This window comes from Arthrobacter sp. 2YAF22_2 (assembly GCF_052114645.1).
In the GTDB taxonomy this organism is placed as follows: Bacteria; Actinomycetota; Actinomycetes; order Actinomycetales; family Micrococcaceae; genus Arthrobacter.
In genome coordinates this window covers 1-2,128 of the sequence record NZ_JBFRFD010000575.1, presented here as the reverse complement: position 1 = coordinate 2,128, position 2,128 = coordinate 1, and the positions used below count along the sequence as shown (strand labels likewise).

The 2,128-nt window shown below is 61.6% G+C and carries 3 protein-coding genes; all 3 read left to right on the top strand.

The window, feature by feature from the left end:
* Nucleotides 1–371 precede the first annotated feature (371 nt).
* Nucleotides 372–617, top strand: coding sequence for a glutaredoxin-like protein NrdH (gene nrdH, locus AB4Y86_RS17455; protein WP_018773329.1), 246 nt, complete (start codon nt 372–374; stop codon nt 615–617).
* Between the two features lie 42 nt (nt 618–659).
* The gene (gene nrdI, locus AB4Y86_RS17450; RefSeq protein ID WP_441403425.1) at nt 660–1,139 is read left to right on the top strand and encodes a class Ib ribonucleoside-diphosphate reductase assembly flavoprotein NrdI; all 480 of its coding nucleotides are present in this window, start codon (nt 660–662) and stop codon (nt 1,137–1,139) included.
* Nucleotides 1,140–1,213: 74 nt separating this feature from the next.
* Nucleotides 1,214–2,128 (top strand): ribonucleotide reductase N-terminal alpha domain-containing protein (locus AB4Y86_RS17445; protein ID WP_441403426.1); only part of this gene is annotated, 915 nt, incomplete at its 3' end.

Below are 2,128 nucleotides of genomic sequence, written 5' to 3'. Positions count from 1 at the left end.
CTGGATGTAGTGCTTCGTGCCACTCAAAACTCCTCCGCAGACCGGGGTGCGACACGCCGTCCGCAATGCGACACGCGGGGCGGTTAATTGTGGCTAACTACTCCACAGGGTGTGGATTTCGTCTGCGAAAACGGCTGGAATCCGGACATTTTGAAGCCCGTTGCCTGTGGATTAAAAGTGGGTTAAATGACATACTTGTAATACATCATCTTGGGGTCAGCGCGTGGCTCTTGCACTACATGTAGTATCGACATACAGTTCGAGCACAGCGGTTGCAGACCGCAGGTCGAGGCCAATAACGGATTAGGATTCCTGTTCCGAGTAGGCCCCACCGGACACGAACCACAGACTTAACTAAGGGGACTCAGGACATGACCGTTACGGTTTACACGAAGCCGGCTTGCGTGCAGTGCAACGCCACCTACCGCGCTCTCGACAAGAAGGGCATCGCCTACCAGAGCGTCGACATCTCGCAGGATGCCGAAGCCCTCGAGCGCCTCAAGTCCCTGGGCTACATGCAGGCTCCGGTCGTCGTCACCGACCAGGACCACTGGTCCGGCTTCCGCCCGGACAAGATCGAAGAACTGGCTCAGGCCGCCGCCGTCGCGGTCGCCTGAAAGCCAGCACACGGCACCAACACGTCGGATGAGGTGAGCCCCATGGCACTGGCAACCGCCGGCAGGCCGCCGGTTGCAGGATCCCGGGACTCAGTCCGGACCACGGCCAGCCACCTCATCTACTTTTCCTCCACTTCCGAGAACACCAAACGCTTCGTGACGAAGCTGGGCATCGACGTCGCCCGGATCCCACTCCTTGCGAGGGAACCGGCACTCCTGGCGACCGAGCCGTTCGTGCTGGTGCTGCCGACGTACGGCGGGACCGGGGGAGAGGGATCCGTTCCGAAGCAGGTCATCCGCTTTCTGAACGATCCGAGGAACCGGCAGCAGCTCCGTGGAGTGATCGGGGCGGGCAACACGAACTTTGGGGACAACTACTGCATGGCGGGGGACATCATCGCCGCCAAATGCCAGGTCCCGCACCTATATCGTTTCGAACTCATGGGGACGCCTGAAGACGTCAGCCGAGTACAACAAGGATTGGAAGAATTTTGGACACGACTGTCGCAGACACCGCAGTAGCGGGGACCGGCACCGCCGGGAACAGCAGCAACACCGCCGTCGAGAAGCACACCGTCCCGGGTGAGAAGCCGGCCATGCCGGCCGCCTACCAGGGCCTGGGCTACCACGAGCTGAACGCCATGCTGAACCTGTACGGCGCGAACGGCGAGATCCAGTTCGAGGCCGACCGCGAGGCTGCGCACCAGTACTTCCTGCAGCACGTGAACAACAACACCGTGTTCTTCCACGACCTCGAGGAAAAGCTCGACTACCTCGTCAAGAACGAGTACTACGAGCGCGAAACCCTCGACCAGTACACGATGAACTTCATCCGCGAGCTCTACAACCGCGCGTACAAGAAGAAGTTCCGCTTCGAGACCTTCCTGGGCGCGTTCAAGTTCTACACCTCCTACACGCTGAAGACGTTCGACGGAAAGCGCTTCCTGGAGCGCTACGAGGACCGCGTCTGCATGGTGGCCCTGCACCTGGCCCGCGGTGACGAGCAGCTCGCCACCCAGATGGTCGACGAGATCATCGAAGGCCGCTTCCAGCCCGCCACCCCGACGTTCCTGAACGCCGGCAAGAAGCAGCGCGGCGAGCTGGTCTCCTGCTTCCTGCTCCGGATCGAAGACAACATGGAGTCGATCGGACGCTCCATCAACTCGGCGCTGCAGCTCTCCAAGCGCGGCGGCGGCGTGGCCTTCGCACTGACCAATATCCGCGAGGWCGGCGCCCCGATCAAGCAGATCGAGAACCAGTCCTCCGGCGTCATCCCCGTGATGAAGCTCCTCGAGGACAGCTTCTCCTACGCCAACCAGCTCGGTGCCCGCCAGGGTGCCGGCGCTGTGTACCTGCACGCGCACCACCCGGACATCTACCGCTTCCTGGACACCAAGCGCGAGAACGCCGACGAGAAGATCCGCATCAAGACCCTCTCGCTCGGCGTCGTGATCCCGGACATCACCTTCGAGCTGGCCAAGAAGGACGAGGACATGTACCTGTTCTCGCCG